The organism is Nocardia sp. NPDC050793 (assembly GCF_040654065.1).
GTDB lineage: Bacteria > Actinomycetota > Actinomycetes > Mycobacteriales > Mycobacteriaceae > Nocardia.
This window is the reverse complement of the sequence record NZ_JBFAHG010000002.1, coordinates 298,020-318,240: the sequence shown is the minus strand read 5'-3', so window position 1 is coordinate 318,240 and position 20,221 is coordinate 298,020. Positions and strand designations below refer to the sequence as shown.

At 69.7% G+C, this 20,221-nt stretch carries 11 protein-coding genes; 4 read left to right on the top strand and 7 right to left on the bottom strand.

Annotation, left to right across the window (positions count from 1 at the left end; translation table 11 throughout):
- The first annotated feature begins 123 nt into the window (after window positions 1-123).
- Together AB0H50_RS06940 and AB0H50_RS06935 are read left to right on the top strand one after the other, a co-directional pair.
- Window positions 124-1,353, top strand: coding sequence for an acyl-CoA dehydrogenase family protein (locus tag AB0H50_RS06940; RefSeq protein ID WP_357448068.1), 1,230 nt, complete (start codon window positions 124-126; stop codon window positions 1,351-1,353).
- Window positions 1,353-2,495 (top strand): acyl-CoA dehydrogenase family protein, encoded by a 1,143-nt coding sequence (locus AB0H50_RS06935; RefSeq protein WP_357448066.1) that lies wholly within the window; start codon window positions 1,353-1,355, stop codon window positions 2,493-2,495. The genes AB0H50_RS06940 and AB0H50_RS06935 overlap by 1 nt, the downstream gene beginning before the upstream one ends.
- Window positions 2,496-2,869: 374 nt before the next feature.
- Here AB0H50_RS06935 and AB0H50_RS06930 read toward each other — a convergent pair whose 3' ends face one another.
- Entirely contained in the window at window positions 2,870-6,097 is a 3,228-nt protein-coding gene (locus AB0H50_RS06930) for a heterodisulfide reductase-related iron-sulfur binding cluster (protein WP_357448064.1), read from the bottom strand.
- Between the two features lie 446 nt (window positions 6,098-6,543).
- Between AB0H50_RS06930 and AB0H50_RS06925 the strand changes: the two genes are divergently transcribed.
- A complete protein-coding gene (locus tag AB0H50_RS06925; protein ID WP_357448062.1) occupies window positions 6,544-7,308 on the top strand; it encodes a hypothetical protein in 765 nt (254 codons plus the stop codon).
- A gap of 216 nt (window positions 7,309-7,524) precedes the next feature.
- Here the strand turns inward: AB0H50_RS06925 and AB0H50_RS06920 are convergent, their stop codons facing one another.
- The 6 genes from AB0H50_RS06920 to AB0H50_RS06895 form a co-directional block, all read right to left on the bottom strand.
- On the bottom strand, window positions 7,525-8,406 hold the full coding sequence (locus tag AB0H50_RS06920; RefSeq protein WP_357448060.1) for an NRDE family protein: 882 nt from the start codon (window positions 8,404-8,406) through the stop codon (window positions 7,525-7,527).
- Window positions 8,407-8,525: 119 nt separating this feature from the next.
- Complete coding sequence (locus AB0H50_RS06915) at window positions 8,526-9,746, bottom strand: S1 family peptidase (protein WP_357448058.1); 1,221 nt, start codon at window positions 9,744-9,746, stop codon at window positions 8,526-8,528.
- 176 nt (window positions 9,747-9,922) lie between these two features.
- Window positions 9,923-11,278, bottom strand: coding sequence for a S1 family peptidase (locus tag AB0H50_RS06910; RefSeq protein ID WP_357448056.1), 1,356 nt, complete (start codon window positions 11,276-11,278; stop codon window positions 9,923-9,925).
- 165 nt (window positions 11,279-11,443) lie between these two features.
- Window positions 11,444-12,550 (bottom strand): hypothetical protein, encoded by a 1,107-nt coding sequence (locus AB0H50_RS06905; protein ID WP_357448054.1) that lies wholly within the window; start codon window positions 12,548-12,550, stop codon window positions 11,444-11,446.
- A 41-nt stretch (window positions 12,551-12,591) separates the two neighbouring features.
- Entirely contained in the window at window positions 12,592-15,144 is a 2,553-nt protein-coding gene (locus tag AB0H50_RS06900) for a LuxR C-terminal-related transcriptional regulator (RefSeq protein ID WP_357448052.1), read from the bottom strand.
- Window positions 15,137-16,942: an Hsp70 family protein gene (locus AB0H50_RS06895; protein ID WP_357448050.1), complete on the bottom strand. Its 1,806-nt coding sequence runs from the start codon at window positions 16,940-16,942 to the stop codon at window positions 15,137-15,139. Before AB0H50_RS06895 ends, AB0H50_RS06900 begins: the two co-directional genes overlap by 8 nt.
- A 298-nt stretch (window positions 16,943-17,240) precedes the next feature.
- Between AB0H50_RS06895 and AB0H50_RS06890 the strand changes: the two genes are divergently transcribed.
- The coding region (locus tag AB0H50_RS06890; protein ID WP_357449339.1) for an IniB N-terminal domain-containing protein at window positions 17,241-20,221 on the top strand (2,981 nt) is incomplete at its 3' end.

Below are 20,221 nucleotides of genomic sequence, written 5' to 3'. Positions count from 1 at the left end.
GTGCGGGGTAACTGCGGGCGGGGTGCTTCAGTTTGATTTCATCAGGTGGGTGGGCTTACATTGAGGGCGTGTTGGCCTGCGGCCAATAGTGGTGCACCGTGGCATACCCCGCCGGGAGGACAGATGGATTACGACTGGTCAGCGGCCGATCTGGCCTTTCGGGACGAGGTGCGGGGGTTTCTGGACGCGAAGCTGACGCCGGAGCTGCGGCGGGCAGGGCGGCTGGCGACGAGTGTGTATCCGGACCACGAGGCCAGCATGGAGTGGCAGCGGATTCTGCACGAGCGCGGATGGGCCGCGCCACACTGGCCGGTCGAGCACGGCGGGTGCGACTGGAGCCTGACCCAGCACTACATCTTCAGCAGGGAATCGACGCTCGCGGGCGCGCCGACGCTCTCGCCGATGGGGATCAGGATGGTCGCGCCCGCGATCATCGCGTTCGGCACGCCGGAGCAGAAGGCCTTCTATCTGCCGCGCATCCTGACCGGTGAGATCTTCTTCTGCCAGGGCTATTCGGAACCCGAGGCGGGCTCGGACCTGGCCTCGCTCAGCATGGCGGCCGTCGACGACGGCGACGATCTCGTTTGCACCGGAAGCAAGATCTGGACCACCCACGCCACCGAGGCGAACTGGATCTTCTGCCTGGTGCGCACCTCGCGCACGGGCAAGAAGCAGCAGGGCATCACGTTCCTGCTCATCGACATGACCACTCCGGGCATCGAGATCCGTCCGCTGGTGATGACCTCGGGCGAGCAGGTGCAGAACCAGGTGTTCTTCGACAACGTGCGGGTGCCGAAGAGCAATGTGCTCGGCCGCATCGATGACGGCTGGACGGTCGCGAAGTACCTGCTCGTGCACGAACGCGGCGGTGCCGCGGCGCCGATGTTGCAGGTGATGGGCCAAGAGCTGGCCGAGGCGGCGGCGCGCCAGCCGGGCCCGGACGGCAACCCGCTGATCGACGACCCTGGCTTCGCCATGCGATTGGCCGACGCGCGGATTCGCACCGACGTACTGGAAGTGCTGGAGTACCGGACGATTTCGGCGATGGCGCAAGGCAAGGACCCTGGTCCGGCGTCCTCGATGCTGAAGATCCTGGCGACCGAACTCAGCCAGCAGCTCACCGAACTCGCGCTGGACGCGGCGGGTCCGGTCGGACGCGTCTACCAGCCGCACGCCACAGCGCCCGGCGGGCCGATCGCCGAATTCACCCCGCCCGCCGACAATTACCACAGCGGCGCGGACTGGCAGGCCGTCGCGCCGCTGCGCTACTTCAACGACCGCGCCGGATCGATCTACGCGGGCAGCAACGAAATTCAGCGAAACATCCTCGCCAAGGCAGCATTGGGGCTCTGATGGACTTCACACTCACCGAGGAGCAGCAGCTGCTGCGCGACGCGGTCGCCGGATTCCTCGGCGTCCGCTACGACCTGGAGAAGAGCAGGGCCGCCGCCAAAACGGCGCAGGGCTGGCAGCCCGCCGTCTGGCGCGGATTCGCCGACGAGCTCGGGATTCTCGGCGCAACGCTGCCCGAGCGGGTCGACGGGATGGGCGGCGGTGCCGTCGAATTGATGGTCATCGCTGAGGAATTGGGGCGGGCGCTGGTGGTCGAGCCGTTCGTCGACACCGTCGTCGTGGGGGCCGGTCTGCTGGAACGGTCGGGAGATTCGCGTGCGGACGAGGTGCTGCGTGGCATCGTCGCGGGAGATGTCCGCACCGCGTTCGCGGCGCTGGAATCCGGGCCGACGCTGCACGACGTCAGCGCCGTGGCGCGGCGCGACGGCGATTCGTGGGTGATCGACGGGGCGAAGTGCGTGGTGACCAGTGCGCCGCTCGCGACCCACCTGCTCGTCACCGCCCGCACCTCGGGTGAGCGGCGCGATCGGGCCGGAATCTCCTTGTTCCTCACCGAATTCGACGCGGCGAACCCGCCCGCCGGAGTCGAGGTGCACTCCTACCGCACCATCGACGACCGCGTCGGGTCCGACCTCGTCTTCACCGAATTCCGGCTCCCCGCCGACGCATTGCTCGGCGCCGAGGGCGCGGCCTGGGACGTCATCGAACCCACCGTGGACGCGGCGATCGCCGCGATCTGCGCCGAAGCGGTCGGCTGCCTGCGAAAAGTGCTGGCCGACACCGTCGAATACGCCAAGCAGCGCCAGCAATTCGGGGTCCCGATCGGCAGTTTCCAAGCCCTGCAACACCGCATGGTCGACATGTATATGGAACTGGAGCAGGCCATCGCGGCGTCCCACCTCGCCGCCCACGCCCTCTCCGCGGCCCCCGTCGACCGTGCTCGCGCCCTCTCCGCCGCCAAGGTCACCGTAGGCCGCGCCGCGCGCTTCATCGGCCAGAACGCCGTCCAACTCCACGGGGCCATGGGCATGACGGAAGAACTCGCCATCGGCCACTACTTCAAACGCCTCACCGCCCTGGAACGCGAATTCGGCACCACCGACTACCACCGCGCCCGCTACGCACAGCTGACCAGGCCGTAGTCGGCTGTTCCGGTGACATCAGAACTAGTTCTGACAGCATCCCAAGGAGACGGAGTAGGGCGCAGCATCAGCCGTGCCGTCTTCGCGCGACCTCCTTGCGGATCCGGCGTAGCTGGGCGCGCACAGCCTCTATGTCGTCGTCGAGTCCGACCGAGGTCGCGGCGAGCGCTTCGTACTGCTGATTTTGCGCTCGTCGCGGTCTGCGAGTACCTCGGTCGGTAGGGCGTGCCGCAAGGAACCGGTTCGCTCCGAAGGGGTTTCGTTCCTACCGTGCATCGGACGACAGTGCCGTGCATAGCAATGTGCCATGAATAGCGCTCGGCCCGGGTTCGGAGCGAACCCGGGCCGAGCGCTGTGTTCAGTTAGGGGCCGTGTCAGTTCTTGCGGCCCGGGGCCTTCGCGCCCGTCTTGAAGCCGAGGCCGCCTGGCTTGGCGGTCGGGGGTGCGACGGCTGCGCCGTTGCCGGAGGTGCCGTTGGTGGGCTGTTCCGGTGCGGGCTGCGGGGCTTCGGCGGGGGCTTCCGCGGCCGGAGCCGGTTCAGCGGAGGCCGGTTCGGCCGGGGCCGGTGCGGCGGCAGCCGGGGTCGCGGCGGCGCCGGGGGCCTTCGGCCCGGGGCGCTTGAAGCCGGACTTCATGGCGAGGCCCTTGGCCGGGACGGTCGGCTTGGTTTCGGTAGGAGCCGAAGTCGAAGCCGGTTCCGCGGCCGGGGTTTCCGCAGTGGATTCCGCGGGCGCGGCGGTTGGGACCGCGGCCTTGGCGCCGGGAGCCTTGGCGGCACCCTTCATCGCCAGACCCTTGCCGCCGGGCGCCTTGGCCGCGCCCTTCATGCCCAGTCCCTTGACGGGCGGGGCGGCGGGCGCTTCCGCGGCGGGAGCTTCGGCAGGCGCGGTATCGGCAGCCGGAGCCGCCGCCTTCGCACCGGGCGCCTTCGCGGCGCCCTTCATGCCCAGACCCTTGCCGGGAGCCTTGGCCGGACCCTTCATGGCCAGACCCTTGACGGGCGCGGCAGGAACGGCCGAAGCTTCCGCGGACGGAGCCGCTTCCGCCTTGGCGCCGGGTGCCTTGGCGGCGCCCTTCATACCGAGACCCTTGCCGGGAGCCTTGGCCGGACCCTTCATGGCCAGGCCCTTGGCGGGCGCGGCTGCTTCCGCGGCCGGAGCCGCTTCCGCCTTCGCACCGGGAGCCTTGGCCGCACCCTTCATACCCAGGCCGCCGGGAGCCTTGGCCGGGCCCTTCATGGCCAGGCCACCACCGGCCGCAGCCGCCTTGGCCGGCGCCGGGGTCTCGGCCGCCACGACGACGGGTTCCGGCTCCGGTTCCGGCTCGGGCTCGGCCTTGGGCTCCTGGATGACGGTCAGGTTCTCGGTCAGCGTGGCCGGCTCGACGCGCTCGATGGCATCGAGCATCAGCTGGGCCACGTCGACGACCTCGACGCCTTCGCCCTCACCCTTCTCCTGACGCGCGGTGACACCGTCGTTGAGCATCACCCGGCAGAACGGGCAGCCGGTCGCGATCTTGCCCGGCGCCGAGCCCGCCCGACCGTTCGACGCGGCCAGGGTGCTCAGACCCTCGTCGACCCGGTCGATGTTGATCCGCTTACCGAGCTGCTCCTCCATCCACATGCGCGCGCCACCGGCACCACAGCACATCGAGCGTTCACCGTGCCGCGGCATCTCCACCAGGGTCGAACCCGAGGCCTCCATCAGCTCACGCGGCGCGTTGTAGACCTTGTTGTGTCGGCCCAGGTAGCAGGGATCGTGATAGGTGACGTTCTGCGTCACCGAAGCGACCGGCACCAGCTTCTTCTGCCGCACCAGACGGTTGAGCAGCTGGGTGTGGTGGACCACCTCGTAGCTGCCACCGACCTGCGGGTACTCGTTGTTGAGCGCGTTGAAGCAGTGCGCACAGGTGACCACGATCTTCTTCTTGCGATCATCCACACCCTCGAACACCGAGTTCAGCAGCTCGATGTTCTGCGCCGCGAGCTGCTGGAACAGGAACTCGTTGCCCGCGCGGCGAGCCGAGTCACCGGTGCAGGTCTCCTCCTGACCGAGCACCATGAACTTGGTGCCCGCGGTGGCCAGCAGCTCGGCCACGGCCTTGGTGGTCTTCTTGGCGCGGTCCTCATAGGCGCCGGCGCAACCGACCCAGAACAGGTACTCGTAGCCCTCGAAGCTGTCCGCGTCCCGGCCGAAGACCGGGATCTGGAAGTCGAGCTCGTTGATCCAGTTCAGGCGGTCCTTGGCGTTCTGACCCCAGGGGTTGCCCTTGTTCTCCAGGTTCTTGAACAGACCCGCCAGCTCGGAGGGGAACTCCGACTCGATGAGCACCTGGTAGCGGCGCATATCGATGATGTGGTCGACATGCTCGATGTCCACCGGGCACTGCTCCACACACGCGCCACAGGTGGTGCAGGACCACAGCACCTCGGGATCGATGATGCCGTCGACGTCCTCGCCGCCGACCAGCGGACGCGCCGCTTCGGCCCTGGCGGCGTCGGAGATCTTGGCCAGCGCGGCCTCGTCCGGCTTGCCGTCGGCGTCGACCAGGCCGACCTCCTCGCCGCCCATGTCCTTGCGGCCGCCCGCCAGCAGGTACGGCGCCTTGGCGTAGGTGTGGTCACGCAGCGACATGATCAGCAACTTCGGCGACAGCGGCTTACCGGTGTTCCACGCGGGGCACTGCGACTGGCAGCGACCACACTCGGTGCAGGTGGTGAAGTCGAGAATGCCCTTCCACGAGAAGTCCTCGATCCGGCCGGCACCGAGGGTGTCGGTGTCGGGGTCGACGTTCTCCATGTCGAGCGCCTTGCCGCCCGACATCATCGGCTTGGCCGCGCCGAGGGCGACGCCGCCGTCGTCCTCGCGCTTGAAGTAGATGTTCGGGAAGGCCGAGAAACGGTGCCAGGCCACGCCCCAGGTGATGTTGCGGCCGACCAGGTACAGGAACGCCATACCCGACATCAGCTTGACGAACGCGAAGATCGACACCATGACCGGGCTGGCGGGCAGCAGCTTGGCCACCTGCATGGTGAAGAAGTCGGTCGCGGCGTTGGAGTGGTGGTAGGTCGCGATCTTGCCGGCCTTCACGAAGATCATGCCGAGGCCTTCCATCAGCACGATCGTCTCGATGATGTAGGCCGGGGCGAACTTCGAGCCGCCGAAGCGAGAAAGGCGCTCGGGCACCCGCGGGTGGTTCAACTGACGGATGACGATCAGCGTCACGATGCCGACCACGGTGCCGATGCCGAGGATCTCGTCCGTCAGGTGGTAGATAGCCCAGCCGCCGACGACCGGCCAGTGGAACTCGGGGTCGAACGTCTGTCCGTACGCCTCGAACCACAGGATGAAGCCGGCGAGGAAGCCGATCATCACCAGCCAGTGCGCCCAGCCGACGGTGCGGAACTTGTTCATGCGCGTGTGCGCGATGAACTCCACGAACATCTGCTTGAAGCGCGGGAAGAACGGTCGCCACCGATCGGGCGCACCCTGTCCGAGCATGATGGTGCGAGCGATGTTCCTGACGCCGCCGAAGAACGACGCCCAGCACAGGAGGCTGAGCGTCGCCCCAATCGTGCCCAGCGTCACTGTCAGGGCATTCATGTCGCGACCTTTCTTTGAGGCAACACGAGCGTTCTGGTACGGCAGGCCTGCCGTACCGGTTGGCTCGTATCGTAACCGCCAGTAAGTTACTCGCCGGTAACTTCTGGTGTCCATCGTACGATCGGTATTTCAGGTCCGACCCCACTTGCTGGGGCTTGACCAGAAATTTACCTGTGATCAATCTCACAGACACCCTCGAGGGTTAGTCGTGAGATCGGCCGGTAACCACCGTAAACACCGAGCAAGCCGCACCAATTGGTAAGGACAGGCTTACTCGGCGGATTCCATTAGGGATCTCGCATCTGGGCGCTCGTTCGATTAGGCTCACGTCGTTCTGTTTGCCACGCCTGTCTTCGCACCCGCTCGGGGAGAATCCGTAGGGGCCGACCGTCTTTCGGGTTGAATGAGCTCTCGCGTGTCGAAGCGGCGAGCAGACAACAGCCCTGATGATGGATTGGAAAACTGCATTGAATCTCCGCAGAACCACCGCGGCCGCCGCGTTGGTCATCGGCGCGATGACCATCGGTATGGGTACTGCTCACGCCGAGCCCGCCGAACCTGCCGATGCCATCAACTACTCGGTCAAATTGGTGGACAAGACGGTGGTGACCACGCTCAAGGGGGGGACCTTCGAGCTGGCCAAGTCGTCCGATGATGTCAAGGAAAACGACATCTACCTCGTCAAGGACGAGGCGGGCAACACCGTGATCGAGTTGCCCCTCGACTTCAAGGTCGCCGACATCCCGGTGCCGGTGAAGCCGGAGGTCAAGAACGACGGCAAGGTGCTCGAGCTGACGCCGGACCAGAACGCCATCCCGGCCGACAAGAAGAACACAAAGGTCGACTCGGTGAGCTTGGCCCTCAAGCCGGTCGCCTCCCCGATGGAGAACCAGCGCGCGCAGAACGAGTTCGCTAGCCAGTTCGGCATCGCGACGGCCGTCGGTGGCTTCCTCGGCACCGCTCTCGGTGTGGTTGCCGGCGGCGTGATCGGCGTGGCGGTTGGCCTCGTCGAGTGCCTTACGATCGTCGGTTGCATCGCGGCGATTCCGACGATCGCTGCCTTCGCTGGGATCGGAGGCATCCTGGGTACCATCGCGCTCGGCGGACCAGCCCTGGCCCTCGCAGGTATGGACCTGCTCAACACCTTGCAGGCTCCGGAAGGCACCACCAAGTGGGCCGACAAGCCGAAGGCCGGGCAGGCCGCGAACTGATCCTGCTCTTCGCGCACGACCGGCCCGTTCCCTTCTGGGGGCGGGCCGGTCGTCGTTTCGCGGTATTCATGCCTGCAGTCAGGCGCTGAGCGCCTTGGATGGGCACCCTACGGCCGCGCCTCGGGTCGTAGAGTCCCAGCGCCCCAGCATCATCCGCCTCGGACCGCGGCGCCCAGCGCCCGAAGCGCCAGCGCCCCGGACGCGGTGCCGAGCGGCTCAGCTCGGCAACTCCAGCGAGCCGTGGAAAGCGACCTCCCCCAAGCGGGTTCCCACTTCACCGTAGGACCGCTCCGCCATCTCGAACGTGCCGTTCTCGCGGACCAGCAGCACCGTGCTCGCCCTGGTGCCGTGCATCCTGTTCGCGATGAACCGCGCCGACAGCGCCCGCTCCATCTCCAGCGGGACGCCGGTGTGCGGCAGCTGATCGTCGGGGGCCTCGGTGCGATCGGAGAGCACGTCGAAATACCGGTCCAGCGCACCGGGATCGGATTCCACCACCTTGCGCAGTTCGGTCAGGCCGTCCCGTACCTTGGGCCAGATCCGCTGGGGCGCTTCGAGTTCGGCGCCCGGCGTCGCCTCGGCCGAGGTGACGAAAGTGCCGTTGGACAGCCCGTGGAAGCCGGGGGCGAGCGGTTGCGGTGGATTCGCACTGCGATTCGAATGCCACCACAGCGCAGCCAGATCCGAGACAACCAGGTTGTAGCCGTTGTAGTCGTCCGGAGCCGCGGCGACCTCGCGAGCGTATTTCTCCGGGCTCGGGAATTCGCCGGAGGGTTGCCTGTCGTCACCGCCGCGCAGGAAATCCATCAGCAGCGCCCCGCGTGAACGTGCGTCCACGCGTTGGTCGTTCGGATTTCGGACGTTGGTCACCGCGGCGAAGCGATTGTGTGCGCCCGCCACGGTCATCCCCAGCCAGGTGCCCGGCGGATCACCCTCGAGCTTGCCGATCGCGCCCGTGTCGCGCCCCGCGAGCAGTCCGGGCACTTCCGGCCACCACCGCATCGATTCGGTCGGCCGGGTGTAGAACTCGTCGCGGTTGGCGGCCACGATCAACCGGTAATCCGGGTGTGCGCGCCAACCGATCAACACCAAACACATGTGGTCCAGAATGCCGGAAGACGCCCCGCGCGGTCATCGGAAAGGGCAGCGGAAAAGCGATGCGAGACAGCGAAAAGGCCGCCCGCGCGAACGCAGACGGCCTTTTCGGGGAAACATGCTCAGTTGGTGCGGATCCGCAGCCCCGGGTTGTCGGAGAGGACCACGCTGACCGGCTGCGCGAACAGCTGCGGTGTGTTGCCGGTGAGCGCGCCGATCAGGTTGGGGATCTCGCAGATCGGGTAGTCGGCCACCGACGAGGCGCTGGAGATGCCCAGTGCGAGACGTCCGGTCACGATCGGGCCGCCGCTGTCGCCGGGCAGGGCGCAGATGTTGGCCGAGAAGCTCTGCGTCAGTTCACGATCGCCGACCTGCACGGTCTGGTCGACGGCGTTGACGATGCCGCAGCTGAATCCGGTGCGCGAACCCGACTTGCAGACCGGGGCGCCGACCACCGGGGTGGCCACACCGTCGACCGCGATCGGCGCGGCGCCGGGCACCCGCACGCTGTTGTTGGAGAAGCGATCCGCGAAGGGGTCGTTGATCCGGATGATCGAGTAGTCCTGGTTGCCGAGCACCGACTTCTGGAACACGCCGAGCTGCGCGCCGCGCCGCTCCTGGGGCAGCAGCTCGTGCACGGCCGACGCATTGCCGAGGTCCGGGTTGCAGTGGCCCGCGGAAATGTTCACGACGTTGCCCGCGCGGTCGGTGCCGTTGAAGCCGAAGGAGCAGCGCAGCTGGCTCCCGCCGCCCACCGAGGCGTAGCCGTCGCCGCCCGCGAGCGCGGCCCGGTTGTCGCCCTCGGCGATGGCGGTGCCCTGCGGCAGCTGCTCACCCGCCACCGGCGGCGCCACGACGATGACCCGCGCCGGGTCGACGAAGCTGGGCATCGGCAGGCCTGCCTGGTCCACCCGCACCGCGATGCTGTTGTTGACCGTGTCGATGACGGCGCCGCGCACCAAGGCGGTGACCGCCTCGGGCTGACTCTCCAGCCACCGCTCGAACGCGCTCTTCTCGCCGCGCAGCGCCGCTTCGCTCTTGGCGACGTTGCGCACCTCGAACCCGGCCGACTCGGCCGCCTTGCGTGCTTCGTCCGCGCCGGGCCCCTGCGCCACCGCGACGACGGCCTTGCCCGCGTCGTCGAGCCAGGCGCCGCCGAACACCTGCGGGTACTGGCGCTGCGCCGAGGTGGCGAAGGCCGCGACCTGCTGGCCGAGCTCGGCGCGGCGCAGGTATTCCTCGGGCGAGATCTTCAGGTCACGGGTGACCGCGGCGATGAGATCCGCGGGCAGGGCCGGGGCGGGGTCCGCATTCGCCACTGCCGCCGTCGGTCCGAACAGCATGATCGCCGCCGAGGCGGCGATTACTGACTTCCGGAACTTGGTCTGTCGCGCAGCTGATCGGGGTTGACCCATACGTGGCAGGAGCATGTCCAGACTATATGGGGTCCGGGCCGGTATTCCCACCCGAGCGGGGACCTCATTTTTGCCCAACTCGGACTTATCCGGCGACGCGTCGGTCATCCGGCGTTCGGGCGGGTCCGAACCTGGATGCCGCTGCCGAGCCCGCCACCCGCGGACTCGTCGATTTCGGCGAGGATCGCGCGGATCGGAATGCCGAGCGTCGCCGTGCCGCCGTACGGCGCGAGCGCGACGTTGGCCTCGTTGCAGTCCGGTGCGTCGGCCGCGTTGGAGCCGCTGGTGATGCCGAGCGCCAGGGTGCCGGAGACGATCGCGCCGCCGCTGTCGCCGCCGAGGGTGCAGGCGGAGCTGGCGAAGCCGCGGATGGTCTTGCTCTCGCCCTCGGCGGTGTAGAGCTGCGTCTCGACCCGGTCCGCGACCACGAAACCGCAAGTGAACGTGGACGACTGGCCCGACTTGCACACCGGTGCGCCGGTGATCGGGTCGGCGGTGCCGGTGATCGACAGTGTGGTGCCGTTCGCGCCGCGCACCGAAGGCTGGTCCATGCCCGCCCGGACGGCGCGGTCGTTGAGCTTGATCACCGAGTAGTCCAGCGCGTTCGGCCCGCCGAGCGTGGCCTGGACGAAGGTGCCCAGCTCGGGGCTGTTCGGCAGATCCTTCAGGTTCGGCAGGTAGACACCGGCCTGCTGGTTCGCCTTGCCCAGGTTCGGGTCACAGTGGCCCGCGCTGATGTTGAGCGCGTTACCCGCCGAATCCACGCTGTTGAAACCGAAGGAGCACACGTCGACGTTGCGCAGCGAGGAGTCGTGCAGCGAGCCGGGCGCGCTGATGTAGGTGTCGCCGCCCAACGGCCTGCGCTCGACCGGACCGCCGCCGCCGGGGGAAAGGATGACCTTGACGTTGGCGATCAGGGTCGGCAGGTTCAGCACGTGGCCCGCGGGGGTGTTCGCGACACTGAGCACCAGCTGGCTGTTCAGGAAGTCGACGGCCACCGAATTGATCGCTTCGGACAGTTCGCGCGGTAGCGCGGTGATCCACTGGTTGAGCTGCATCAGCGAACTCTCCAGGCTGTCCGCGGAGACCGGGGCGATGCTGGTCTGGTAACCGTCGGCCGCGGCGATGCGGGCGGCGTCGGGCGAGGTCACCGCGACGACGGCCTTGCCGTCGGCGGCGATCCACGCGCCCGCGTAGGAATCCGGGCGTTCGGAGCGGAAGTCGCGGGCGTAATCGCGAAGCTGCTGGGCGCGGGCCGCGCGGTCGAGGTATTCGGTGGGCGTCATCTTCAGATCGCGCGCGATCGCCTGCACCAGTTCCGCGGGCAGCGTATCGGCGGCGAGCTGAGGCGGCGCGGGTTCCGCTGTCGCCGTGCCGGACAAGGGGGCCAGAAGAACGGTCGCCGCGGCCGTGAGAGAGGCAGCCTTGACCGCGGCGCGACGCGCCACCAACTTGCGCATGAAGTCCCTTCGTCGGCACGAAAGTGCCAGCTAAATCCGTGGGCCGTCGGCGGCGAACCCGTTGGCGCACAGTCCTCGTTCAGCGACCGACCTGTTGTCGCGATACATCGGACGAACCGGTCAGCGCTTCACTCTAGGGCACAAACCCGTTCCGTTCGCGACTAATCAGCGAGGCCGTGTGTTACCGGGTGTCTGCCACTGCGGGTTCCACCATTCGTACGGGTCGTAGGACGGGTACGGGTACCACGGGTTGGTGTTGCGGGCGGTGGTCGGACGCGGGGGCGCCGTCGTGGTCTCCGCGGGCGGCGTGGTGGTCGGCTCGGTCGTCGGAGGGGGCGTCGGCGAGGGCTCGACGGTCGGCTCCGCTTCGGTGGACTCGGTGATCACCACCGGCGGCTCGGCGACCGGCGGCGGTGGCGGCGGTGCGACGCTGCTCGACGTGCCCGACTGCGCGTCGCGCACCGACGGAACGGGTGGGGACTCCTCGCCGCGGAAGAGCACGGCGACGCCGACGCCACCGAGCGCGAGCCCGATCAGCGCCGCAACCGCGATCAGCACCGAGACGCGGCGGCGGTCGCCGGATCGTGGTGCGGGCGTTGGTGTTTCGGTGGCAGGCGTTTCGGTGAGCACCTCGGTCGGCAACGGCTTCGCGGCCGGCATCGCCGCGGAGTAGGCCTGCACCTTCGTTTCCGCGGGCACCGCGGGAATCACGTCGGTCACCACGGTCGAGTTCTCGGCCGCGCCCGGATCGGGCGGCGTCGCGCCAGCGGGGGTGGCGAGCACGGAGGCCAGTGCGGCCCGCGCGGCGTCGTAGGCGAACGACTTGCCCGGTTCGGCCGTGTCGACCGCGGGGAGATCGGCCTCGCTGACCAGCACCACCGATTTCAGGCCGAGGTAGTCCAGCGCCTCGCGCAGCGACTGCACCTGCGCGGCGGGCCAGGCGCCGGGATGGGTGGCGTAGAACTCCGCCGCGCCGCTGAGGTGTTCGGTGGTCAGGTTGATCAGGCAGAACAGGGCGGTGGCGACGAGGTCCTCGGCGCGGTACGCCTCACCGTCGTCGACCGAGATACCCGCGGGATTGCCGACCGCCCCGACGAAACCGGTGATGGAGTGCGCGTGGTCCTTCGGCGCGTCACCGCCGAGGACGGTGTCGCCGTCGTCGGACATGTGCAGCACCGACTCCCGGACGACGTAGTGCAAGTCGCCCGAGTCGGTGACGATCGCGGCGGTGCAGTCCTCGTCGGCGATCCGCAGGCCCACCCCTGTGGCCATCACATTCCTCGTTTCGGATTCGATCGGCCCGCCCCGGGCGATCACACGAGCAACGAGCCGTGTCCCATGGCGCGGAGCATTGACAATAACTCCGAGCGGGATCGCGCACCGATCCGACGTCGGATCCGCGCGACATGATGCTCCACGGTCTTCGCGGAGATGTACAGCCGCGCACCGATCTCGCGGTAGGTCAGTCCGAGCAGCACCAGTTCGGCGACTTCCCTTTCCCGTTCGCTCAGGATCGCGGCGCCGTCCCCTGCGGGATCCGGCGCGTTGGACGCGCGCGGCGCGGCGGCGGACTGCGGGACCGGCTGCTCCTGCGGTTTCGACTCGGCCCGCACCATGCGGGCCAGCTTGAGCAGCGCGGTCGCGGTCGCGGAATCGGCCGCGGACAAGGCGGCCTCGCTGGCGAGCCTGGCCGCGTCCCAGGTGAGGCCGATCTCGCGCAGTCCGTTGACGGCCACCTCGACCGGTTTCACCTCGACCTGCCCGCGCAGTACGAGCACCCAGGTGCGGCCCGCGTCCACCAGCACGGCCGCGTGCCGGTCGCCCGCCTCGGCCGCCGACTTGAGCAGGCGCGCGTGCGGCAGCAGTTGCGCGGGGCTCTCGTTGGCGATCGCCGCCTGCACGCCGTACCAGTGGAAGGCGTTGGCCCAAGCGGGCGGCTGGTCGAGTCGATGCAGCAGGCTCAGCGTCGCGTCGACCAGCGGCGTGACGCGGCGCTCGTCACGCAGCCGGATGCCCGCGAGCCAGAGTTCGCCGATCGGCAGCACCGTGAGCAGATCGGCGTCCACGTCGTCGAACAGCGGGTAGGCGGCCTGCCAGGCGCGGGTGAGCGCCGCGTGGTCGCCGCCGCGGCGCGCGAGACCGACCGCGACGCCGTGCGCGAGCAACCGGTCGCGGATGTCGAGCTGGTCCCAGTCGAGGGCGGCGACGGTGTTCGCCGCGGCCTGCTCGTCGCCGCCGAGCATGGCGGCCCACGCGGCGAGTACTTGGAGTTGATGGCAGCGCAGCCCGCTGGTGGTGGCCCGGCGCAGCGCGTCACCCGCGCGGCGCGGCTCACCGGTGCTCAGGCACAGCAGGGTCGCGATAGAGACGGCCGTGCACGGCAGGAAGCGATCGACGCCGGAGTCGGCGTGCGCGGCCTGGATGAGCGCGGAAACCGCGGTGGGCGTTCCGCTTCCGTGATCGGCGAGGGAGTTGGCGAGCGCGGTCGCGATCAGCCGGGCGTGCGAGCCCGCCTCGGTCGGCGGCCAATTGCCCGCTGCGCCGGACAGTTCGGTCGCGGCGGGCACGTTGCCCGCCAGATACAGCACCGTCGCGCCCACCGCCCAGTCCGGGCCGACGCGGTGCGCGCCGAGCCAGCCGTAGAGCTGGGCGGCGCGGCCGACGAGTCCGCGCCGAGTCAGCACGCCCGCGCAGATCCGCACGGCGTCGGCGAGATCGGATCCGTCCACGCCCGCCCTGGCCAGCACTGGTTCGGCCAGACGCATTGCGGTCTCGCCGTCACCGGTGTGCGCGGCGGCTTCGGCCCAGCGCAGCCCGATCTCGTTCGGATCGGCGCCTGCCGCGGCGGCAGCGGCGTAGTAGCGGACCGCCTCGCGCCCGGCGTGTTCGGCTGCGGTGCACAGGAATTCGGCGAGGCTCGGGTCGCGAACGCCGGATTCGGCGAGCAGCAACGCGGTGTGGTCACGTAGCAGGCCCGCGTCCAGGCGGGCGGTGAGTAGCCTGCGCTGCACCGCGACGAACCTGCGGTCGCCGAGCATGGTGCGCAGCGGTGCGACGGCGGGGGCGAGCAACAGGTCGGCGTCGGTCACCAGGGCGGTCGCGCGGGCCCGGTCGATGAGCGCTTGCGCGGCAGCCGATTCGACGCCGAGCACTTCGGTGAGTTCGCTGGAATCCAGCCCGGTTCCTGTGGTCGCGACGACGAGGGTCTCGAGCAGATCGGGTTCGAGGTTGTCCAGCTGTGAGCGCGACCAGTCGGCCACCGCCTCGTCGACGGCGCGGATCCCCGCGTCCAGGCGTGCCGCGCAGGCCGCGGAAAGCGCGGCGACGACGCCGCCGCGGATACCGCCGGTCTGCTGATGAATGTGCTGCGCGACGGGACGCGGCACCATCATCCCCAATTCCCTGGCGAAGGGCAGGATGTCGGCGACGCCGAGCGGTCGCAGGTCCACGATGCGCCCGCGCCGGGCCACCGCCTCGGCCAGGGCGCGCAGCTGCGGGGCGTGCGGGCGCGGCTGCACCGCGATCACCACCGTGCAGTTGCCGAATTCGACTGCGGTGCAGAGAGTTTCGAGTTCAGACGCGCCTAGGGTGTGGGCGTTGTCGATGATCAGCGCTTGGCTGGGCGCATCCGGATCGACGCTCTCCGCCCGGCCGTTCGTCGACACCTTCGATCCCAACGCGGAAACGTTGTCCTGCAAGGCGATACCGCGGCCGCGCAGACGCGTGCGGATCACCGAGAGCAGGGTGGACTTGCCGGTGCCCGAGCGGCCGCGGATCAGGTAGGCGGCGGGTTCCTGCTCGGCACTGTCGAGTTCGCGCAGGATGTCACGGGCGCTCGGCAGGGTGTCGAACGCAGTGTCAGCCACCGTTGCCCCCGAGGATCTCGCCCGGCGCGCGCAGTACCGTGCCGACGGCGCCGCCGACTCCGTCCACCACCTCGCCAAGGGGTTCGGTCAGCACTTCGGTCGGGACGTTCGGCATCTGCGGTTGGTGCGGCTGAGGTTGTTGTGGTTGAGGGGCGGGAGGATTCGGTCCAGGTGTCGGCTGCGGCACCGGGTGCGGCGCGGCCTGCTCCCCGGGAGCGGGGGCGGGCTGGCCCTGAGTGGGCTGTCCTGGCGCGGGCTGACTGTTCACCACCGCGACCGTGCTCGAGCCCGGGGTCGAGTTCGACGCGGAACCGGGCTGTGGTGCACCGGGTTTCGGCTGTTGCGTGGCGCCGGTTCCGGGATCCGCCGCGGGAACGTCCGATGCAGGAGCGCCGGTGGCGCCGGGCGCCGCCACATCGGCGGGCCCCGGCGACGTGGACTGCTCGGAAGCGGGCGAGTTCGCCGGGGATTGCGCTCCGGTGCCGATCGCGACGGTGCCGGTGGCGAGCAGGCCGATCACCACGGCCGCACCCGCGACGATCGCGGCGCGCTGGCGGCCGGTGAGCCTGCGGATCCGGGACTTCGGCAGCTCGTTCTCGGCACCGCGGCCAGAGCGGCCGGGACGGTCGAGGGCGGGCAGTTCCTTGGTCTTCGGTGCGACGGCGGCCGCCGGGACTTCGGCGAGCGCCGCGACCGGGGCGGTGTCGATCGCACTGTCCATCAGATCCGCGGCCAGCGCGGCCGCCCCACGAGCGCTGGTGATGGCGGGCTCGGGCGCGGCGACGACCGGGAGACCGAACTCGCCCGAGATCAGCTCGCCGGCCAACGGGATCGCGCCGCCGCCGCCCGTCAACAGAACCCGGCCGATGTCGCCGACGTCGAGTCCCGCGCGGTGCACGGTGTCGCGTATGAGGTCGATGGAGGTGAGCAGCGGGCCGCGGATCAGTTCTTCCAGTTCGCCGCGCACCAGCCGGATCTGGTCGCCCGCACCGGAAGCAGGGTCGAGCCGGACCGGGACGACCGTGGCGGTATTTATGGAAAGCTCTTCTTTCGCTTTTTTGCAGCGCTCTCGCAATACCGATAATTCGCGTTCCACGACCGGGTCGAACGGATCGAAATCATTTCCACGCAATGCGTTAGCCAGCATGTAACGCATGGTCAGCAGATCGAATTCCGAACCGGCGACGTCGGTGGAACGCAGCGAGGCGAGCAGTGCTGTCTGACTTCCGGTGCGCACCACCGAGACCGTGCACCCGGTCGCGCCGAGGTCGTAGACGACCAGCGCGCCGTCGCCGAGCGGACCGTGCGCGGCCTCCAGCCACTGCACCGCCGCCGTCGGCTCTGGGACGAGCGTCACATCGTTCAGGCCCGCCGCGTCGAACGCGCTGCGCTGCACGTCGATCGTGTGTCGCGACCACCACGCCGGATGGCAGGCGACGACGGCGCCGGGCTCTTGCCCTGTGCCGTCGGCGATTTCGTCGATCAGACAGGTGACGGCCGTGGCCACCAAGTCTTCCGCCGCATGCGCGGAACCGTTTTCGGCCAGGATGTCGACCGGATCGCCGACGCGAGCCAGAAACCCTTCCAGCACCGCGTCACTGGAGTGTCGTCCGGTGCGCCGCGCGCCGTTCCCGAAGGAAGGCGGGACGTCCGGGCTCAGGCGCAACACACTCGGGTGGTTCGCGACGATGCCACCCGAGGCAGGGCCCGCCTGGGTGTCGCCGATCTCTCCCGTCGTCGCCACGGCGACCGAATTCGACGCCCCGACCTTGATGCCGAGCGCCAGACGCTGTGTCATTGGTGACCTCGTTAGGGAAAACCGTGTGATCCGGTAGTCGCTGCTGGGTTGTTCGTGGTGCGAGATAGCCGTGTGATCCGGCCGACCTGTCAGATCTGTCGGTTGCTGGGGAGCCGCCGTTACCGGGTGGGGGAAGGTGCGGGGAAATTCCCCTAATGGCCGTCCGGCCCCTAACGTGCCGCTCCCGAGATTGGTAGGGGTCCGCCCCGTTCCCCCGTAACGCGAGGCGTGCCTAGCGTGAAATTCATTCCAACGAGTGCGGATCGCGTGGTCCGCCGATCCCAGGAGACGATCCTCGATGACCCCCAACGTGATTCTCGAGTTCATCCTCGGCCTGCTGCGCGACCGCGAGGCCGCGGTAGGTTACTGCGCCAATCCGGAAGGCGCGCTGGCGGCCGCGGGACTCTCCGCGGTCACGCCGGAGGACATCGCCGCGGTCGCCCCGATGGTGGCCGAGTCGGCTTTGGTCGCGGGCGGCTCGCAGCTGTCGGCGATCGTCGCGGCGGGCACCTCGGCCGCGGCAGGCGCCGGTGCGGCCGCCGGTGTCGGCGCCGCCGCCTCGGCGGGCGCGAACGCGGCGGTCGGCGCGGCGGCGAACGCAGGCGTCGACCTGGGCGCCGACGTGAACACCGACGTGAACACCGACATCGACCTCGGCCTCGGCCTGAACACCGGACTGAACGGCGATCTCGGCGCCGGCCTCGATCTCGGCGCGGGCTTGGGGGCCGTCGTGAACGCGGGCACCGACCTCTCCGCCGACCTGGGCGGCGCGCTTGGCACGACCGTCGGCGCGGGCGCACAGGCCGTTGCCGATCTCGGCGGCAGCCTCACCGCGGGCCTCGACGGCGTCCTCGGCGCGGGCGCGGGTGTCGGCGGCGCGCTCGGCGCGGTCACCGATATCGCCGCCGGTGTCGGCGGAGGTCTGGATGCGGGTGTCGGCGCGGGTCTGGAGGGTGCGCTCGGTGCAGGCGCCGGTCTGACGGGTGTCGTCGGAGGTGCATTGGACGGTGTGGGCGATCTCACCACCGGTTTGACCGGCGGTCTCGGCGGCGCACTGGATGGTGCGCTCGGCGTCGGTGCTGGGCTCGGCGCTGGTTTGGAGGGCGCCGTGGGTGCGGGCGCCGAGGCCGGTGCAGGTCTGGGAGGCGCGATCGATACCGGCGCCGAGCTCGGCGGCGATCTGTCCGCCGGTGTCGGTGGTGTGGTCGACGCGGGCGCCGGTCTGGGCGCGGGCTTGGGCGGCGCGCTCGGCGCGGGAGCCGAATTGGGCGGTGACGTGGCCGGCGGTTTGGGCGGCGCGCTGGACGCGGGCCTCGGCGCGGGCGCGAATCTTGGTGCCGGACTGGAAGGTGCGTTGGGTGCGGGGCTGGGAGGCGCGGTTGGCGCGGGCGCCGAGCTCGGCGGCGATCTGTCCGCCGGAATCGACACCGCCATCGGCGCGGGCGGCGACATCGCGACCGGAGTCGGTGCGGGCCTGGACGGTGCAGTCGGTGCGGGCGCGGAATTGGGCGGCGATCTGTCCGCTGGTCTCGGCGGCGCGGTCGGTGCGGGTGCAGAGGCGGGTGCCGGTCTGGGTGCGGGCTTGGATGGTGCGCTGGATGCGGGTGCGGAGTTCGGCGGTGATGTAGCGGGTGGCTTCGAAGGTGCGCTGGACGCCGGCCTGGGTGCGGGTGCCGGTCTGGGTGCGGGCTTGGGCGGTGCGCTGGATGCGGGCGCGGAGTTCGGTGGTGATGTGGCCGGCGGTCTGGAAGGCGCGCTGGACGCGGGTCTCGGTGCGGGCGCGAATCTTGGTGCGGGGCTGGAAGGTGCGGTTGGCGCGGGTGTCGAGCTCGGCGGTGATCTGTCCGCCGGAATCAACTCTGCGATCGGCGTGGGTGGCGACTTCGCGACCGGTGTTGGTGCGGATCTGGACGGTGCGCTGGATGCAGGCGCGGAGTTCGGCGGCGATGTAGCCGGTGGTTTCGAAGGTGCCCTGGACGCGGGCCTCGGCGCGGGTGCGGGCCTTGGTGCCGGGTTGGAAGGCGCGATCGGTGCGGGTACGGGACTGAGCGGCGATCTCTCCGCCGGAATCGACTCTGCGATCGGTGCGGGTGGCGATCTGGCCGCCGGTGTCGGTGCGGGTCTGGATGGTGCGCTGGGCGCGGGTGCGGAGTTCGGTGGCGACGTTGCCGGTGGCTTCGAAGGTGCGCTGGACGCGGGCCTCGGCGCGGGTGCCGAGTTCGGCGGCGATTTGTCCACCGGTGTGGGTGGCGCTGTTTCCGCGGGCGGCGATCTCGCGACCGGCGTAGGCGCGGGTCTGGACGGTGCACTGGACACCGGCCTGGGTGCGGGCGCGGACCTGGGTGCAGGGCTCGAAGGTGCCTTCGGTGCGGGTACCGAACTCGCCGGTGACCTGTCGGCCGGTCTCGGTGGCGCGCTGGACGTCGGCGCCGAGGCGGGCGCTGGCCTCGGCGGAGGCCTGGAGGCGGGTCTGGGCGGTGCCGTGGACGCGGGTGCGAACCTCGGCGGTGATTTCGCTGCCGGTGTCGGTGGTGCGCTGAACGGTGGGGCCGAGGCGGGTGCGAATCTTGCTGCGGGCGTTGAGGGTGCGGTCGACGGGAGTGCGAATCTGGGGGGCGATCTTGCCGCTGGTCTCGGTGGCGCGCTGAATACGGGTGCTGGTCTGGGCGCGGGTCTGGAAGGTGCGGTCGGCGCGGGCGCGGAAGTTGGCGCCGGTCTGGGTGGTGCGGTCGACGCGGGTGCGAATCTCGGCGGTGATTTCGCTGCCGGTGTCGGGGGTGCACTCAACGGTGGGGCCGAGGCGGGCGCGAATCTTGGTGCGGGCGTTGAGGGTGCGCTCGGAGCTGGTGCTGTCGCCGGTGGGCTCGAGGGCGCGTTCGATGCAGGCGCTGAGGTAGGTGCCGGTCTCCAGACCGGTCTGGGTGGGGCGTTCGATGCGGGCGCGAACCTCGGCGGTGGTCTTGTCGCCGATGTCGATGGTGCGCTGGATGCGGGTGCCGGTCTGACCGGCGGTCTCCAGACCGGTCTTGGCGGTGCGGTCGATGCCGGTGCCGACCTGGGCGGTGATTTTGCCGCTGGTTTCGGTGGCGCGCTGGATGCCGGGGCCGAGGCGGGTGCCGGTCTGGCCGGTGGCCTGGAGACCGGTCTGGGCGGGGCCGTCGATGCGGGTGCGAGCCTGGGTGGTGGTCTGTCCGCTGGTTTGGAGACCGGTCTTGGCGGAGCAGTTGATGCGGGTGCGAGCCTGGGTGGCGGTCTGTCCGCTGGTTTGGAGACCGGTCT

Excerpts from the sequence above, each read along its gene's own strand:
- AB0H50_RS06940 (WP_357448068.1), top strand. The coding sequence starts at position 124 with ATGGATTACGACTGGTCAGCGGCCGATCTGGCCTTTCGGGACGAGGTG.
- AB0H50_RS06935 (WP_357448066.1), top strand. The coding sequence starts at position 1,353 with ATGGACTTCACACTCACCGAGGAGCAGCAGCTGCTGCGCGACGCGGTC.
- AB0H50_RS06930 (WP_357448064.1), bottom strand. The coding sequence starts at position 6,097 with ATGAATGCCCTGACAGTGACGCTGGGCACGATTGGGGCGACGCTCAGC.
- AB0H50_RS06925 (WP_357448062.1), top strand. The coding sequence starts at position 6,544 with ATGATGGATTGGAAAACTGCATTGAATCTCCGCAGAACCACCGCGGCC.
- AB0H50_RS06920 (WP_357448060.1), bottom strand. The coding sequence starts at position 8,406 with ATGTGTTTGGTGTTGATCGGTTGGCGCGCACACCCGGATTACCGGTTG.
- AB0H50_RS06915 (WP_357448058.1), bottom strand. The coding sequence starts at position 9,746 with ATGCTGTTCGGACCGACGGCGGCAGTGGCGAATGCGGACCCCGCCCCG.
- AB0H50_RS06910 (WP_357448056.1), bottom strand. The coding sequence starts at position 11,278 with ATGCGCAAGTTGGTGGCGCGTCGCGCCGCGGTCAAGGCTGCCTCTCTC.
- AB0H50_RS06905 (WP_357448054.1), bottom strand. The coding sequence starts at position 12,550 with ATGGCCACAGGGGTGGGCCTGCGGATCGCCGACGAGGACTGCACCGCC.
- AB0H50_RS06895 (WP_357448050.1), bottom strand. The coding sequence starts at position 16,942 with ATGACACAGCGTCTGGCGCTCGGCATCAAGGTCGGGGCGTCGAATTCG.